Source organism: Vibrio sp. 10N.261.45.E2, from assembly GCF_002875705.1.
Lineage (GTDB): Bacteria > Pseudomonadota > Gammaproteobacteria > Enterobacterales > Vibrionaceae > Vibrio.
On the sequence record NZ_MCZZ01000127.1, the window covers coordinates 85,284 to 100,280 of the forward strand.

A 14,997-nucleotide genomic window follows, 5' to 3' on the forward strand; every position below is an offset into this window, starting at 1 on the left:
CAAAGATAGTCATCGCACTCATGATTTCAATTCATACTGATATTGTAACTCGACTTCTGCATAGCTTGGAATGCCTTTTCTCGCGCCCATTTGTGGGCAGAATCATTGTCATATTTAGGGTGCCACATTAGCCAATAGGTGTGCATTTCCGTATCAAATGGCAAAGAAAGGTAGATAGTATCGAGGTGTCGCCCTAGGTTATGGGCGATATGTTCCGGCACGATCATTAGGTAATCATCTTGCATCAACACCGTTCCAGCCGATGAAAAGAACGGAACCTGTAAAGCGACTCTTCGCTTTAGCCCTTGTTTCTTCAATGCTATGTCCGCGTAGCTGTCTTTATCTCCGCCCCCCGTCACCTTGATGTGAGAATAGCGAACGATATCTTCTGCACTCAAAACCGCTTGTTGAGCTAAAGGGTGAGATTTACGCATCAAACATACAGACTTATCTTCACCAAGTTTGATGCTTGAGACATGTTCTGGCTTTGTGGGAAACATACTCGAAGCTAAGTGAATACCAGACTCGTTCAGCGCTTCAAGGTAGTTTGGCTGCCACAAGCGATAAGCCAAATTGATGTTCGGCGCTTCAGCGGACACCTCAGCCACAATCACAGGCAGAATATATTGAGCCACATAATCACTCGAAGACAACACCAACTCACCGTGCCAATCTTGCGGTTCAAATGGCTTATCATCTAACAGGTGGTCAAATTCACTAAGCAAGTCATCAAGCTTGTCTTTAAGCTGCAGAGCACGGTTAGTAGGAACCAGCTTGTTACCATCTCGAACCAGCAACGGATCACCACACAAATCTCGTAGCTGGCTAAGCTGGCGGCTGACCGCGGATTGTGTGATATGCAGACGTTGAGCAGCTCGGCTCACATGACACTCTTCAAGAAGCACATGCAGCGAACGCAGCAGGTTTAAGTTGACATTGCCTAGCATGAATGCACCGTCGCATTCTGTTTGTTAAAAAACTCAGTCAAAACCGTATGAGTCATTAGATGGCGAAGATCAGGGTAGCTTTGCAGTTGATCTCGAACTCGGTTTAAGCTGTCCATGCTTTCCGCTTCCACGTACAGCATCATGTCGGTCTCACCGCTAATAGAGTGACACCATTGCACCTCATTAATACTCTGGATTCGATTCGCGTAAGACTCGCAACTATGGTCACTGCTCGACATATCGAACTTCAACGAGATATAAGCGCACACATTCTTTGTTTGGCTAGGTTCTGCCACTTGAGCGCAATAGCCCGTAATCACCTTATCGCTTTCCAGTTTTTTGATTCTGGCATTCACAGCCGAGCGCGAGAGGCTGACATCTCTGGCGATATCGCTCACAGAGCAACGTGCATTGGTTTTGAGAATATCCAAAACCTGGCGATCAAATTTATCCATGCTTTTGATTCTTTCCATTTATTGTTCTATTTATAACACCTAATTTGACACAACTTTCCTACTTATAACAGCCATTATGACAGCGACACTTTCACACTTAATCGGATTAATACCGTTAAAATGACGGTGTCTTACGACGTTTCGCTAGCTGTATTATTGATGGTGACAATGTATGCTCTCAATCAGAACGTCACACACCACAAGATAGTCGCCAGAAAACAGTTACTGGAAGGCCGATCAGAATCAAACCGCTAGGAGAGCGAATGACACAACTCAAACAAGAAATCACGCTAATCTCTGGAATCGGACAACTCTCGACGACCTTGCTTGGTACTGGGCTGTTTATGATTCCAGCTATCGCAGCAGGCATCGCTGGGCAGCTGTCTCTGCTCGCTTGGTTAATCCTGTTTATCGCTATTTGTCCCATTGCGCTCACCTTCGCCGCATTGGGAAAACGCTACCCGAATGCAGGTGGTACTGCTTACTTTGTGCGTCAGGCGTTTAGCGAACGATTAGAAACAAGCGTGGCTTGGTTGTTCGTGAGTGTGATTCCTGTCGGTATTCCAGCCGCGATTGCATTAGCAGGCGGCTTTGCTCAACAACTATTACCCGCACCTCTCGACACACCGCTTGGTGCTCAATCCTTTACCGTAGCCCTACTTATTGCTGTCAATTTGATGGGCAGTAAATCTTCTGGCCGACTGCAAACCGTAATTGCGTTGTCGATTTTCACCTTGGTTAGTGCCTTTGTCTGGAAAGCTGATATAACGTTAACCGATGTGACTCTTCCGGCGATCTCGTCCGATTCGATGTGGTCTATCGGCGCAGCTTTGGCTGTCATGTTTTGGTGCTTTGTCGGAATAGAAGCTTTTGCTCATATGGGAGAAGAGTTCAAAAACCCACAGCGTGACTTCCCAATAGCCATCATTGCAGGCTGTTTTGTTGCGGGGCTAGTGTACTGGGCTTGTTCCGTAGTCATTCTGAAATTGGGGGCTTACGGATCACCTGAATTCGATGCAGCATCCATACCTTGGGTAACAGAGCAACTGTTTGGCAATGGCTTCAAGACTGTCATCAGTGTGCTGGGATTCTTTGCTTGCTTTGCCAGCCTCAATCTTTATACGCAAAGCTTGTCTCGTATGATCTGGGCGCAAGCTCGCCAACACAGCCCTACAAGTAGAATGGCTCAACTGAACAGCCGCGGCGTACCTTTTTATCCAACCTTGGCAATAGGATTTATCGCATTGATCTCATGTGTGATTGGTGAGCTATCTAATTTGGACCTTGAGTTCTTTCTTAAGCTCGCCAACGGTATTTTTGTTCTAGTTTATCTACTAGCAATGTTAGCCGCTTGCCGATTACTGACAGGCGCATCAAGATACACAGCCATGCTCTCATTTGTCATTTGTACCTTGGTGTTTATCTGCTTAGGTTGGTCGATGCTCTATGCCGTCACTATTTTTGTGACATTGTCACTCCCTTGGCGAAAGTGGTTGGGTAAGCCCACGGTTTCTATCGACAAGTTGTAAATTAGCGCTACCAATATTACTGATAAAAAAGCCGAGCGATCTGTTTGATCTTCGGCTTTATGTCACTCAAGCGGATATTACCAAAGCCCAATACCGCCCCACTCCAATCACGTTCATCACTTGAACCATATTCATAAAAATCAAACGGTCGAATGATGATGTTCTCAAGTTCAGCTCGTCGACTCCATTTCTGCTCTGATATTCCGTTCGACCATTTAACCGTGACATGCAACCCCGCCGCTTGGCTAATCACTTTAAGGTCACCGTTAAATTCGCTTTGAATGGCCTCAATCATCGCTTCGTGCTTGAGTTTGTATGAACGACGCATCTTTCTAATATGACGCAATAAATCGCCTTCTCGAACAAAATCAGCCAAAGCTTCTTGTGTATGGGACGCTGTATCTCCAGTGAGCGCATCTTTAATTTCAAGACACTTTTCCATCAGGCTTTCTGGCACCACTAAGTACCCTAATCGAAGTCCATTAAACATCACCTTGCTCAGGGAGCCGACATAGATGATTCGGTCATCAAGTCCTAGCTTACCCGCCAGCCCTTGCATGCTAGTATAAGGGCGATGAGCAAACTGGAACTCGCTGTCGTAATCGTCCTCAATGATCCAAGATTGGTTTTTGTTCGCCCAATCGATCAATTTAAGGCGTTGCTCAGTATTTAAAGTCGTGCCCATTGGATATTGATTACTCGGCGTGACATATAGAGCCTTGGCGTTGCTGGAAAGAACTTTCTCAATATCTAACCCAACCTTCTCATGCACACTCACACCGTCTAGCTCTAATCTCAACAGGTCGATAATTTTATGTACTTGTCGATAACCGGGCTCTTCCACAAGAATTTTGTCACCCATCACTAACGTCGCCATCAAACCGATTGAAATAGCTTGCTGCGCGCCTGCGGTGATGATGATTCTTCTTGCACTACAGTGAACTGAACGACTGCTTGCAAGATACCCACTCAGCGCTTCTCTCAAAGCTAAGCTTCCTTGAACCTCTTGGTTGCCCGCAATGTTCTGACGTGTAGAGTGGCGTTGTAGCAGCCTCTGCCATTTGGCAAAAGGGAACGCTTCTAAGTCAGGAACTCCGGGAGCAAAGCTGCGATTAATATCGTTAAATGCTGCTATGTTTGCACTCGGTTGACTGACTGTTTGTTTCACCCTCGCACTCTCAACAAACTTCGGCTGAGACAAACTGAGAAAATGCTCTGGTTGTTCAACCGAGACATAAAAGCCTGAACCTTGCTTGCTCTCTATATAACCTTCAGTGACCAGTTGTTCGTACGCATAAATCACCGTATTCCGACTCAACGATAACTCGACGGCTAACTTACGTGTTGAAGGTAACTTGCTGCCTTTGCTCCATAAGTCTTGAACGATCTTCTCTCTAATCGCATGAAACAAGGCGGTTTGACGAGTGTCGTGTTGTTCGTCTAATTGCAAGTCACCGACATCAATAGGCTGCATAACTGGATCCAAATAGTGTTCAAAAGTGGCTCTATTTAATAGACCAGTTAATCGCTACCTTAATCAAAAGGCAATGATTAAGGAGCGATTATGTTATCTAACACGAAAAGAACCACGATTAAAAAAGGGGCACACAAAGCCGTATTTGAACAAGAGAAACTCCATCAAATTATTGATGAAAGCTTAATCGCACACATTGCGTTACAGGGCGAACAAGGTCCGATGGTTATCCCGATGCTCGCATGGCGAGTGGATGACATGGTTTACATTCATGGGGCTAAAAACAGCCGCTTATTAAAAGGGTTAAAAAAGGGAGAACCCACCTGTTTGACGTTCACTCTGTTCGATGGTTGGGTGCTGGCTCGTTCTGCATTTCATCATAGCGCGCATTATCGTTCTGCTGTGGTATTGGGCTCATTTTCAGTCATCGACGATAACCAAGAAAAAGACCGCTTGTTGAATATCTTCATTGAGCAAATCGCGCCAGGCAGAACCGATGAAGTTAGGCTCAGCAATGAGAAAGAGCTCACCGCAACCGAGCTACTAGCGATACCTTTAACGGAAGCCTCCGTGAAGATCGGTAAGCATGGGGTGAATGATGATAAGGCCGATATGGACATTCCAGTATGGGCTGGCGTATTGCCTTATCGAACGGTTGTTGGACCATTAGAAACCGTTCCAGAACAAGAAGGCATCATTGAAGCACCTGATTACCAACACGCTTATGGTGAACGCTGGTGTCAGAATTAGCACACCAAGATGGTTTACTTAATAAAATTGCATACAATCTGACTTACAAAAAATTAACATGACTCAATGATGTAATCAGACGATGAAAACGGATAAGGATATTCTACCATTTCAAGGCTTGCTCAATGGCATTGGGCAAGTCTATTTCACACCATCCTTTATGACGTCGCTTCTATTATTGTTTGCCATTTCTATTGAGTCACTTGCACTGGCTTTTCTTACCTTGCTTGGCGCCATTTGTAGCTTTGCATTGGCTCGTTATTCCATCAAACAAAGCAAAGACATTGATAGTGGAATGTACGCGCTAAATGGGGCTTTGATTGGTTTATTTATCGGTAACTTTTTTGGTGTGACACCAACGTTGGCTTTAGTGACTGTGTTAGGTGCGCTACTCACAGTGCCCATTGCTCACATAGTATTCCGCTCTAAGAAATATCACGGTTACACTAGCGCCTTTATCCTCATCACTTGGCTGATTTATCTTATCCAATCAACCTTTGATCTATCAGCGTTTTCGACATCTGGCTCTGCACTGATGCCACTTATCAGTATTGAAGCAGACTCGAGCTTCAACCTACCAACAGTAGTGATCCCGTTCTTAAAAGGGATAAGCCAAGTCAGCTTTATCGAAAATGCATTGTCGGGGCTCGTTATCTTAATTGCCATCGCACTCAACAATATCAAGCATGCCATTTGGATTGCACTTGCAGTGTTAATCAGCACCTTGTTTAGCGATTTGATTGGCGCTTCAAACGAACTGATCGCCCAAGGTCTTTACGGGTACAACGCCATTCTTACCACTCTAGCACTTGTGCTCTATCCGCGAATCCCTTGGCCGTTAATCCTATTAGGCATGCTGTTAAGTTGTCTCATTACGCTCGGTTTTCATGAGCTGTCATTGCTGCCTCTCACCGCCCCTTTCATCCTTAGCACTTGGAGCATGGTTTACTTGTCCAGCCTAATCCAGAAACGAACCATAAGTTAGCCTTGAATTGTTAGATGTCAGTTTTTAAACGTTCAACATATTGCTTTGGAGTTAGGCCTCGGTGTTTCTTAAACATACGGTTAAAACTTGCGACATTGGTATAACCTAGCCTCGTCGCAACTTCTTCTACTGGTACCGAATACATCAACAGTTCTACCGCCACGTTACTTAACGCATACCCCATAATGGTAGAGAAGTTGACACCTAAGTTATGCAGTCGACGCTGAAATTGTTGTTCAGATAACCCAAGCAAACTCGACACTTTGTGCAACGTTGGTAGGCCGAAATGGCGACTGTAATTGATCATCTCATAAGTCACCTTATGCTCATCCTCGGCATCTGGCATATTGAGATAGTTATCTAAGTCATGGAAGTTCATTGCCAAACTCATCTTGCCGACCAAAGGCGCTTGATTGATCGATAACCTCAGCTCGCTTGGTATCCAAATCTCTGTTCGTGGTTGGCCCCACTGGATGTTGCAACCAAAATATTCTTGATAGAGTTGAGTGTTTTCTCGATACCCCGCGATAGATACGGCAGCGGGCGTAAAATCTTCTCCCAAGTAATGCCTTAATATCTTCATCATAAAAATGGCAACTCGGATGGAGTCATGCACCTTTCCCGCCTCGGTGTAAGCAGGGTTGTCGTAGCACCACTTAATGAATCTTCCGACTTGAGCGCCATACAAAAAAGCGCCAGACTGCAAACAGTGCAACCCAATGTTAACTCGACGAATAGTCGAAGCAAGGTCATGCCCAGAGAAAAACCAGTTGGAGAGAGGACCTAACCTTTCAATATCCACCCTATCAGCCAGCTTCAAGATAATATCGGAATCACCTGTTTGCTGTTGAAGTAGGTTATACCATTTGTCCACTTCACCAACCGGAATAAGGCTCATCGGGTTATTAAAAACTGACTTGGGGATACCTAATTGCTCTGCATTCACGACCTCATTAGCCGTTGCGTGTTGGTAAATACCCAAAATCCCCAATGCTCTTAAGAAGTTACAATTATTCATTAGCCACCATATCTAGAAGTCACAGTTACAGATCAAATCATATTGGCATTATTATTAAAGTAATTGGTAAATTTTCAACCTCAAAATCTGATATCAATCACACTCAGCGCTCAATTTAACCTGGGGTTTATCAATGAGTTTAGTTAGTGTCCCATTTGTCGGAACCGGCGCAGATACCGCACTACACGTAGTTGCAGGCGTTGTGTTGGTCGCAACCATCGCAGCTGCATGTTACGGCTTCTGGCGCGTGCATGAATTACCAATCAACAAAGCTCATAGTAAAGAGCACCAACAACTCGGTTTAATCACCGCATTAACATGGATTGGTTTTGTGTGGCACTGGGTATGGGTACTAGCAGTCATATTGGCCTTCGTTGATATGGAAAAAGCCATCATCAATCTAAGAGACACATGGAAGTCACCGACAACAACTAAGGAGAAGCCAACTTCCGACAAGCAAGATGAGGAGAGCCAAACATGTTAGAAGGCTTAGCTATTTGGGCACTGTTTATTTACTTACTCAGACTTGTTGGTATGCCTTGGAATAAAGGCACCAAGGCATTTGCCTACTTAGGTGGTACGTCTTGGTTGTTGTTTGTATGGGTTGGCCTACTCAACTTTACTCCGATGGACCTATCTGGCGGCTCAGTTGTTCAGTCCCCGCATATTCAGTTGCGCCCAGATTCAACCAATGTGTCGGGCAAAACATCCAAAGTTCACATCCAACCGAACCAGGATGTGACTGAAGGAGAACTGATCTACGAGATTGATGACACCAAATACGTCATCGCGAGAGATAAAGCTAGCGTTCAGCTTGAGTCTGCAGAAGTGGCGTTAGACACAGCTCGCCAAGAAGTGAGCATTGCAAAAGTCAGTTATCAGTCGGCGCTTGAAGACATTAAAGCTTCAGTCGCACAAATAGATTCAGCTAAAACAGATTTGGTATTGCAATCAAAGACACTTGACCGCTACCAGAAGCAAAATAGTGTCGTAGAACATACCATTACTGAAACTGACATCGACCAACAAACAGCCAAGGTAGACTTAGCAACGCATAACGTCACTACATTGGAATCTCAGCTTAGCAAAAAAGAAGTTGATGCAGAGAATGCGAAATTAAACATCCACAAAGCTGAAACTAATGTAAGCAAGAAGCAGACTGAGGTCGACTCTGCGAAGGCAACACTAGCGCAAGCACAGTGGGATCTGAACAGTACTAAGGTTACAGCACCGACTGACGGCTTTGTAACGAACTTTATTCTTCGTGAGGGACAGCGTGTTTCAATGATGCCTCGTATACAAATGTATACCGAAGAAAAGTACGTGCTGATGCGAGTCAATCACCAAGCGATTCGCAACATTAAAGTCGGCCAGCCTGCTGAGTTCGCGACAGCGGTATATCCAGGGAAAATATTCTCTGCAACTGTAGAAGGCATTGTAGAAGCCACCGGTGAAGCGCAAGCGAGTTTACTCGGTATCGATGAGCAAGTACGTGTGACCACAGGAAGAAACCTTCAGAACAAACACCACTTCGTTCGTTTGAAAATAGACGAGGCAGAGGGCTACGATATTCCTGTTGGTTCTGTTGGATTAGCGTGGGTAAGCGGTGAGAAGCCTATCAGCTTTATGGCGTTCCTAGATGTAATACGCGGGATCATCATTAGAATGAAGTCTCAACTGTACTTCTTCTACTCCATCTAATACTTACCATTAGTGAAATAATACTAAGCCCGTGCGCTCTCAGAACGCACGAGCTTTTTTATATCTTGATAGTCGGTGCTAGAAACAACACCCTAATTCGAGGAGCTAGGCAACATTAAACATTCGATATTCAACGTTCACTTTTATCTGTTTTACTCGTTATTAAAAGCCTAAGATCGCAAAACGCAATTGCAATTTGCAACATTAGGTTGCAAAAATGCAAACCAAACGCTCAAATACGCACCGAATTGCTATAAAACTGCCGTTTTAACGGGTTTTAAAAGTTGGCACACTAACTGCTACGTACATATCGACCCTTCTTAAGCCGAGGGTCACCTAGCCAACTGACGTTGTTAGTGAACCCTATTATTGTTCACAAAATATATAAGCCAATTGCGATTATTGCGATTGGCTATTTTTTTGCCTGCAGCCTGGCCAACCACTCTCCTCTTCGATACAGACACCCATTTAAAAGCATAATAATCTACATTCATAGCCAACCAACAACAGCAGATAGTCAATGCGTTATAGAAAACGTTTTCTATTTATTTTTTTGAAATAAACACAGAAAATAACCTTATGTTTTAAAAGACAATTAGTTTAGTAACTGATTTAAAACTGTCATTACTGACAAAATTAGCATTGACTATGTGATTTATATCACCATAATGCGCACGTTTGCCTGCAATACGGCGACCGTTAATTTTAATTTTGATCATTTGCGGAGGTAAAAAATGGCTGCTGATAATAACTACAGTCTAGGGCCGGTTCCTACATCGGCTAGGAAAGGAGTCGCTTCACTCACCATGGTAATGCTTGGACTCACTTTCTTCTCTGCAAGTATGTGGACAGGTGGTTCACTCGGGACAGGTCTTTCATTCAACGATTTCTTCCTCGCCGCTCTCATCGGTAACCTAATCCTCGGTATTTACACTTCATTTCTTGGCTACATCGGCTCATCTACTGGCCTCTCTACTCACCTCCTTGCTCGTTTCTCTTTTGGTACTAAAGGCTCATGGCTTCCTTCTGCTCTACTTGGTGGTACACAAGTGGGTTGGTTTGGTGTGGGTGTTGCAATGTTTGCTATTCCAGTACAAAAAGCGACTGGCATTGATACCAACACCTTGATTATCGTTTCAGGCTTGTTGATGACGGGGACAGTGTACTTCGGTATTAAAGCGCTAATGGTGCTTTCAGCGATTGCAGTACCTGCGATTGCAATTCTGGGTGGTTACTCAGTACTGACAGCCGTAGACAGTGTTGGCGGACTAGAGCAACTGCAACTGATTGAGCCAGAGACGCCAATGGACTTCTCAATGGCACTAGCAATGGTTGTCGGTTCGTTTGTGAGTGCGGGTACGTTGACTGCCGATTTCGTTCGCTTTGGTAAAAAGCCAGCGAGCGCAGTATTGATCACTATGGTCGCATTTTTTATCGGTAACTCGCTGATGTTTATCTTCGGCGCAGCAGGCGCAGCCGCAACCGGTCAGGCTGACATTTCAGACGTGATGATCGCGCAAGGTCTATTGCTTCCAGCCATCATCGTGCTTGGTTTGAACATCTGGACAACTAACGAAAATGCACTTTATGCATCGGGTCTTGGTTTCTCTAACATCACAGGTCGCTCAAGTACTACAATGTCTATCATTAACGGCATTATCGGTACGATTTTCGCACTTTGGTTATACAACAACTTCGTAGGTTGGTTAACCTTCCTTTCACTGGCGATTCCACCAATTGGTGGCGTAATCATCGCCGACTTCTTTGCGAATCGTAAACGTTACAAAGATTTTGCAAATGCAGAGTTCCAAACCGTAAACTGGGCTGGCATTATCGCGGTAGTAACAGGCGTAGCCGCTGGTCACTTCCTACCCGGCGTTGTTCCTTTGAACGCAGTGTTAGGTGGTGCAATCAGTTACCTCGTGCTTAATCCTCTATTGAACAAAAAAGCTCTGAAATCTCAGGCCGCTTAAGGACACACTATGACAAGCTTATTAATCAAGAACGCGAAACTTCAAGACCAAGAGGGCTTGAAACAGATTCTGATTGAAAATGGTCAATTTTCTCGCATTCTCGATAATGACGCACAAATCAATCATCAAGGTGACATCCTTGATGCTGAAGGTGGCATTGCAGTTACTCCTTTCTGTGAACCGCACATCCACCTAGATACTACTCAAACTGCTGGTGAGCCTAACTGGAACATCTCTGGCACTTTGTTTGAAGGTATTGAGCGTTGGGCTGAGCGTAAAGAACTGCTATCAATCGAAGACGTCAAGTCTCGTGCCAAACAAACACTGAAATGGCAGATTGCCAACGGTGTTCAACACGTGCGTACTCACGTCGATGTATCTGACCCAACACTCGTTGCTTTAAGAGCGATGGTTGAAGTTCGTGAAGAGATGAAAGAGTGGGTCGACATCCAGATCGTTGCATTCCCTCAAGAAGGCATTCTTTCTTACCCTAACGGCAAGGAACTTCTAGAAGAAGCTGTGAAAATCGGTGCTGACGTGATTGGTGCTATCCCTCACTTTGAATTCACTCGTGAATACGGTGTTGAATCTCTGCATTACGTGTTCGAGCTTGCTCGCAAATACGACTGTCTGATCGATGTTCACTGTGATGAAATTGACGACGAACAATCTCGTTTTGTTGAAACGCTCGCAGCCCTTGCTCATAAATTTGAGATGGGCGAAAAAGTAACAGCAAGCCACACGACTGCGATGGGCTCTTACAATGGTGCTTACGCGTCTCGCTTGTTCCGTCTGTTGAAGATGTCTGGTATCAACTTCGTGGCAAACCCGTTAGTGAACATTCACTTACAAGGCCGTTTCGACGATTACCCGAAACGCCGTGGTGTTACGCGCGTTAAAGAAATGCTGGCAGCAAACATCAACGTTTGTTTTGGCCACGATGATGTCTTCGACCCATGGTACCCACTGGGTACAGCGAACATGCTTCAAGTTCTGCACATGGGACTGCATGTGACACAGGTTATGGGTTACGACCAGATCAACAACTCACTTGATTTGATCAGTAAGAACTCTGCTCGCACATTGAACATCCAAGACAACTTCGGCATCGAAGAAGGTAAGCCAGGTAGCCTACTGATTCTTCCTGCTGACAATGGTTTTGATGCAGTGCGCCGCCAAGTACCAGTGCAGTACTCAATACGTCACGGTAAGGTGATTGCAGAGACTCAACCAGCTAAGACAAAAATTAATTTAGATCAGACTGAAGATATCAACTTCAAGCGTTAATATCGTCTATACTAATGATCAAAAGGAAGCTGAGATGCTTCCTTTTGTTGTGCTGGAAGAAGCGACAAAACTATCACTAAATCAGTGTGAATTTTGTACACTCGCACGGTATGACAAAAAAAACGCAAATTTCTTAAGCAATGCGTGTACATCTCAAAAGACTGTGTTAACATGCTCTCGCTCTGTTAGCCGGAGTTATTTAAGTTAGATGAATAGTAAAAAATTGACATGTAAAATCGTTACCCGTTTTTGTAAGTAGTTTTTCCTTATTTCTTAGCAATATTAAATAATTCAATTATCAGCGCATTGCATTAAATGCAATCAACAATTTAGAAAATTTATGAATAAGGGACAAATTATGTCTAACACAAATACTGGCACTGTAAAATGGTTTAACGAAGAGAAAGGTTTCGGTTTCATTTCTCAAGACAACGGCGGCGCTGACGTATTCGTACACTTCCGTGCAATCGTTTCTGAAGGCTTCAAAACTCTGAAAGAAGGCCAAAAGGTTTCTTTCGAAGTTGAAAACGGTCAAAAAGGCCTACAAGCAGCAAACGTTGTTGCTCAATAATTAGCTCTTATAGCTAAAAAGAATTTTAAAGCGCTGATTTTTATCGGCGCTTTTTTATACCTGCTCATAAATCCTTTCCTACTCTTAGTATTGGTTTCATTCGTTAACTCGTCATGACTCAAACCGCCGGACAAACCTCCTAATCTAGCTTCTCTCAGAAAAGCACGACGATCAATTTACTCTCCTTTTTATACGCACCTCCCCGAAACGACAGTACGCATTTATCGCTAATATTTTGATATAAACTCACTCTATCCCGAAAGTTTGATAGTCCAAAATATGGTTAAATAACAATCCATTAGATTGCAATTATGAATACGCAATCGATATTCATAATAAAAATGAGTTATTTACCCAATCCTCATCCATTAATCATATAATTTTTAAAGCAAAGACCTTCGAAATCCGCTAACCTTGTCCACAAGTGGCTTAGTTGTTTTGGTATCTGCAGTAAAAATAATGAACAAAGACGAATTTCAGAAATCCACCGCAAATCTAAAAAAAGCGGTACCTCTAATGATGAAGAACCGGGTGTCGACTACACCTGCAAATTACGCACTTTGGTATACCTATGTCGACAACGCTATTCCACAGCTGACTCAAGACATGGATGGTATCTTAGAACACTACGGTATTTGCCCTCCTGCCGTTGGTGAGCAGCTTTACAACAACTATGTTGCTAGCAAATCTGAAACCAATATCAATGACCTCCGCGCTAATTTGGAACTGTTGGTTTCTGAAGTTTCCAATTCAATGAACGACACCCTGACCGACACCTCCGCTTTTTCTGACATGATCGATAAAAGCTTCGAAGATCTGGCTCGTGTTGATCATGAAAGCTTATCCATTGACGAAGTCATGTCTCTGGTTCGCCAACTGGTTTCTGAGTCTCGTCATATTCGTCACTCTACTCAGTTTTTGAACTCACAACTAAACTCCGCGACGTCAGAAATCACTAAGCTCAAAAACCAGTTGGTAGAAGTACAGAAAGATGCGCTCTTCGATAGCACAACCACACTCTATAACCGACGCTCTTTCGATCGTGATATGGAAACTCTGTGTGAAGCACAGCAATCTTTGTGTTTGATTCTTCTCGATATCGACCACTTTAAAAATTTCAACGACACCTATGGCCACCTGTTTGGCGATATGGTTCTTAAGGGTATTGCTCGTAAGCTGAAGTTAAGCTGTCGCGATGGTATTTCCGCTTACCGATTTGGCGGTGAAGAGTTCGCGCTTATTGTGCCAAACAAGTCTTTGCGTATTGCTCGCCAACTCGCGGATACCAATCGTCGTTCTTTAGAAAAGCTGTCGATTAAAGATCGCCGCAGTGGTGAACAAGTCGGTAGCATCACGGCATCGTTTGGTGTTGCTGAGCTTGAACCGGGTGAATCTGCTCAATCATTGATCGAACGCGCTGACAAGCTACTTTATGAAGCGAAATCACTTGGTCGTAATCGAGTCATGCCTCTTTAAGGTTTATCAGTAGCTCGGCTTTACTAGCTCCAATGAACCATCCATAAAAACGCCTAAAAAGAACATCAAAAAGCCCCAAAGACTAACTTCTGCGTTAATCTTTGGGGCTTTTCGTTGGTTGCGTGTCAATTTATTAACTACGTATTAGTTGGTTGACTACTAGCTTTAACTCTCTCGTTCACGAAACCTTACTTCTTGCCACTAAAGTTGGTAGCAGTAATTCAGGCAGTAATCTTCACCACTCTTCGCTCTGAACTCTTTGTCTTCACTGCATGCCTTTGGTTTACCTTTTGCATCACCTTGAATCAAACTGATCCAGTGTCGCATTGCCGCAATAGTCTCTTCTCGCATTGTGGTTGTTGCTTCCATTGGTGATTGGCCAAACGTGGTGCAAGATTCCAGCTGGATATCATCGATTTCCACCAACTCAATACAACCGGTTCCTTTGTGACAACCAAACATCACCTCTAGGTGGCTTCCACTCCCATCACGGAACAGGATTGAGTCAGGATCGTTCTTCTCACCCATGTACGCTACAAACTGTTTAGGATGCTTTAAGCCGCTGTGCTGACCGTCTTTAAAGTAAGCCATGATATGTCGGTAATCCACTACATAGCTAGTTACGTCTTGGTGTGAGCCATTCTCTAATGGGAAGAGTCGGTCAAGCAATTGCTTTGCTTTCACTTGCTTTTCAGTTTGCTGGTTTGCACTGATTGTCTCCACGGCAAAGACAGCTTCAGCGATAAATGGCTTTGATTGTTTTTGGATTTCTGTTTTATCGAATGTCAGCATATTCATAGTCTTTCCCTCTTGACCAGTCCGGTGATAACC

General features: G+C 44.1%; 14 protein-coding genes. 9 read left to right on the forward strand and 5 right to left on the reverse strand.

The window, feature by feature from the left end; translation table 11 throughout:
- Nucleotides 1-26: 26 nt before the first annotated feature.
- Together BCT34_RS13285 and BCT34_RS13290 are read right to left on the reverse strand one after the other, a co-directional pair.
- Nucleotides 27-947: a LysR family transcriptional regulator gene (locus BCT34_RS13285; protein WP_076651944.1), complete on the reverse strand. Its 921-nt coding sequence runs from the start codon at nt 945-947 to the stop codon at nt 27-29.
- Nucleotides 941-1,402, reverse strand: a complete 462-nt coding sequence (locus BCT34_RS13290; RefSeq protein ID WP_076652133.1) for an Lrp/AsnC family transcriptional regulator — start codon at nt 1,400-1,402, stop codon at nt 941-943. Before BCT34_RS13290 ends, BCT34_RS13285 begins: the two co-directional genes overlap by 7 nt.
- A gap of 263 nt (nt 1,403-1,665) precedes the next feature.
- Here BCT34_RS13290 and yjeH point away from each other — a divergent pair, with 263 nt between their 5' ends.
- On the forward strand, nt 1,666-2,931 hold the full coding sequence (gene yjeH / locus BCT34_RS13295) for an L-methionine/branched-chain amino acid transporter (RefSeq protein WP_076651942.1): 1,266 nt from the start codon (nt 1,666-1,668) through the stop codon (nt 2,929-2,931).
- A gap of 16 nt (nt 2,932-2,947) precedes the next feature.
- Here the strand turns inward: yjeH and BCT34_RS13300 are convergent, their stop codons facing one another.
- Complete coding sequence (locus tag BCT34_RS13300) at nt 2,948-4,405, reverse strand: PLP-dependent aminotransferase family protein (protein ID WP_076651939.1); 1,458 nt, start codon at nt 4,403-4,405, stop codon at nt 2,948-2,950.
- Between the two features lie 90 nt (nt 4,406-4,495).
- Here BCT34_RS13300 and BCT34_RS13305 point away from each other — a divergent pair, with 90 nt between their 5' ends.
- Both BCT34_RS13305 and BCT34_RS13310 read left to right on the forward strand, forming a co-directional pair.
- Complete coding sequence (locus BCT34_RS13305; RefSeq protein WP_076651937.1) at nt 4,496-5,155, forward strand: pyridoxamine 5'-phosphate oxidase family protein; 660 nt, start codon at nt 4,496-4,498, stop codon at nt 5,153-5,155.
- An 82-nt stretch (nt 5,156-5,237) separates the two neighbouring features.
- Nucleotides 5,238-6,140: an urea transporter gene (locus BCT34_RS13310; protein ID WP_076651935.1), complete on the forward strand. Its 903-nt coding sequence runs from the start codon at nt 5,238-5,240 to the stop codon at nt 6,138-6,140.
- 10 nt (nt 6,141-6,150) lie between these two features.
- On the opposite strand, the gene BCT34_RS13315 is transcribed toward BCT34_RS13310, so the two are convergent.
- Nucleotides 6,151-7,158 carry an AraC family transcriptional regulator gene (locus BCT34_RS13315; RefSeq protein ID WP_076651934.1) on the reverse strand — a complete coding sequence of 336 codons (1,008 nt, stop codon included), beginning with the start codon at nt 7,156-7,158 and terminating at the stop codon, nt 6,151-6,153.
- Between the two features lie 133 nt (nt 7,159-7,291).
- Here BCT34_RS13315 and BCT34_RS13320 point away from each other — a divergent pair, with 133 nt between their 5' ends.
- The 6 genes from BCT34_RS13320 (at nt 7,292) to BCT34_RS13350 (ending at nt 14,166) form a co-directional block, all read left to right on the forward strand.
- Complete coding sequence (locus tag BCT34_RS13320; protein ID WP_076651932.1) at nt 7,292-7,642, forward strand: MFS transporter; 351 nt, start codon at nt 7,292-7,294, stop codon at nt 7,640-7,642.
- Nucleotides 7,636-8,859, forward strand: coding sequence for an HlyD family secretion protein (locus BCT34_RS13325; protein WP_076651926.1), 1,224 nt, complete (start codon nt 7,636-7,638; stop codon nt 8,857-8,859). The genes BCT34_RS13320 and BCT34_RS13325 overlap by 7 nt, the downstream gene beginning before the upstream one ends.
- Before the next feature lie 734 nt (nt 8,860-9,593).
- Entirely contained in the window at nt 9,594-10,832 is a 1,239-nt protein-coding gene (gene codB, locus BCT34_RS13335) for a cytosine permease (protein ID WP_076651922.1), read from the forward strand.
- Nucleotides 10,833-10,841: 9 nt separating this feature from the next.
- The gene (locus tag BCT34_RS13340) at nt 10,842-12,119 is read left to right on the forward strand and encodes a cytosine deaminase (RefSeq protein WP_076651920.1); all 1,278 of its coding nucleotides are present in this window, start codon (nt 10,842-10,844) and stop codon (nt 12,117-12,119) included.
- Nucleotides 12,120-12,477: 358 nt separating this feature from the next.
- Nucleotides 12,478-12,690, forward strand: a complete 213-nt coding sequence (locus BCT34_RS13345; RefSeq protein ID WP_004740083.1) for a cold-shock protein — start codon at nt 12,478-12,480, stop codon at nt 12,688-12,690.
- A 459-nt stretch (nt 12,691-13,149) separates the two neighbouring features.
- On the forward strand, nt 13,150-14,166 hold the full coding sequence (locus tag BCT34_RS13350; protein ID WP_076651918.1) for a GGDEF domain-containing protein: 1,017 nt from the start codon (nt 13,150-13,152) through the stop codon (nt 14,164-14,166).
- A 201-nt stretch (nt 14,167-14,367) separates the two neighbouring features.
- On the opposite strand, the gene BCT34_RS13355 is transcribed toward BCT34_RS13350, so the two are convergent.
- Complete coding sequence (locus tag BCT34_RS13355; protein WP_017076609.1) at nt 14,368-14,964, reverse strand: malate synthase; 597 nt, start codon at nt 14,962-14,964, stop codon at nt 14,368-14,370.
- Nucleotides 14,965-14,997: the final 33 nt, after the last annotated feature.

Bases quoted from the DNA above. Each gene is read 5' to 3' on its own strand.
- BCT34_RS13285 (WP_076651944.1), bottom strand. From the start codon at position 947: ATGCTAGGCAATGTCAACTTAAACCTGCTGCGTTCGCTGCATGTGCTT.
- BCT34_RS13290 (WP_076652133.1), bottom strand. From the start codon at position 1,402: ATGGATAAATTTGATCGCCAGGTTTTGGATATTCTCAAAACCAATGCA.
- yjeH (WP_076651942.1), top strand. From the start codon at position 1,666: ATGACACAACTCAAACAAGAAATCACGCTAATCTCTGGAATCGGACAA.
- BCT34_RS13300 (WP_076651939.1), bottom strand. From the start codon at position 4,405: ATGCAGCCTATTGATGTCGGTGACTTGCAATTAGACGAACAACACGAC.
- BCT34_RS13305 (WP_076651937.1), top strand. From the start codon at position 4,496: ATGTTATCTAACACGAAAAGAACCACGATTAAAAAAGGGGCACACAAA.
- BCT34_RS13310 (WP_076651935.1), top strand. From the start codon at position 5,238: ATGAAAACGGATAAGGATATTCTACCATTTCAAGGCTTGCTCAATGGC.
- BCT34_RS13315 (WP_076651934.1), bottom strand. From the start codon at position 7,158: ATGAATAATTGTAACTTCTTAAGAGCATTGGGGATTTTGGGTATTTAC.
- BCT34_RS13320 (WP_076651932.1), top strand. From the start codon at position 7,292: ATGAGTTTAGTTAGTGTCCCATTTGTCGGAACCGGCGCAGATACCGCA.
- BCT34_RS13325 (WP_076651926.1), top strand. From the start codon at position 7,636: ATGTTAGAAGGCTTAGCTATTTGGGCACTGTTTATTTACTTACTCAGA.
- codB (WP_076651922.1), top strand. From the start codon at position 9,594: ATGGCTGCTGATAATAACTACAGTCTAGGGCCGGTTCCTACATCGGCT.
- BCT34_RS13340 (WP_076651920.1), top strand. From the start codon at position 10,842: ATGACAAGCTTATTAATCAAGAACGCGAAACTTCAAGACCAAGAGGGC.
- BCT34_RS13345 (WP_004740083.1), top strand. From the start codon at position 12,478: ATGTCTAACACAAATACTGGCACTGTAAAATGGTTTAACGAAGAGAAA.
- BCT34_RS13350 (WP_076651918.1), top strand. From the start codon at position 13,150: ATGAACAAAGACGAATTTCAGAAATCCACCGCAAATCTAAAAAAAGCG.
- BCT34_RS13355 (WP_017076609.1), bottom strand. From the start codon at position 14,964: ATGAATATGCTGACATTCGATAAAACAGAAATCCAAAAACAATCAAAG.